General features: G+C 35.1%; 1 pseudogene. It reads right to left on the bottom strand.

The window, feature by feature from the left end:
- Positions 1–1,026: pseudogene (locus RG571_RS11980) on the bottom strand (IS3-like element IS1485 family transposase); the annotation flags it as partial.
- Between the last annotated feature and the right edge of the window lie 75 nt (positions 1,027–1,101).

Raw genomic sequence — 1,101 nt, 5'->3', positions numbered from 1 at the left:
AGTCAAATAACTCCAAATCCAATTGTTGTAAGGTTTCAAATGTGTATTGATAGACAAATTCTACTTTCAACGACTTATAAGTTGATTCAGCTACGGCATTATCAAAAGGACAGCCTTTATGACTCAATGATCGATTGATATCAAAAGTTGTTAATAATTCATCAATAGCTTGGTTATCAAACTCTTTTCCACGATCAGTATGAAAAATCTCAACCTCTGTCAGAGGTTGTTTGATACGGCTAAATGCTTTTTTTACTAGAACGGCATCTTTATGTTCTCCACAAGAATAGCCGAGAATTTCTCGATTGAACAGATCCAAAATGAAACAGACATAATTCCATTTTTTCCCGACTCGTACATAAGTCAAGTCTGTTACGATCGCTTCTAATGGGTTGTCTCTTAAGAATTTACGATTCAATACGTTTGTCGTTTTGGCTTCATTGCAAGTAGAATGATGTACTTTAAAATAAGCAACAGTATAGCTCGATTTTAATCCTCTATTTTTCATGATTCTACTAATTTTTCGTCGGCTGATCTGAATGCCTCGTTTTGATAAGGCTTTTTTTATTTTTCTTGAGCCGTAGGCCTTTCGGCTGCGGATAAATTCTTCAGCGACTACTTCTTCAAGTTCTGATTCGTCTTTCTTTGGTTTTGATTGATAATAATAGGACTGACGTGATAGACCTAATATTCTGCACATCGCTGATATAGGGTAAAGATGCTTATTCGCATCGATTACTTGTCTCTTCGTCCGAATATCAGCGCTGCTTGCTTTAAAATATCATTTTCCATTTCTAATTGCTGGTTTCTTTTACGTAGTTCTAACAATTCTTTTTGTTCAGGCGTAAGATTATCTTTTTCTTTGAATGAACCACTCGTTTTAGATTGCTTTACCCATTTGTCAAATGCTGAAGCCGTTAGTTCATATTCTCGAATGATTTCTACACGTGGCTTTCCAGCTAAGTAAAGATTGACGATTTGTTGCTTGAATTCTTGTGAAAAAGTTCTTCGTGTTCTCTTAGACATAAAAATTCCTCCTGGTATGTTTTCTTCTAGTCTACACACCTTAATTTTTCTGTCTAGTTAATTGTAGCCTATCCA

Origin of the sequence: Enterococcus sp. FR204 (assembly GCF_031143325.1) — a bacterium.
Classification (GTDB): domain Bacteria; phylum Bacillota; class Bacilli; order Lactobacillales; family Enterococcaceae; genus Enterococcus_B; species Enterococcus_B faecium.
The sequence above is the reverse complement of the archived record's forward strand: the minus strand, read 5'-3'. Positions and strand labels throughout refer to the sequence as shown.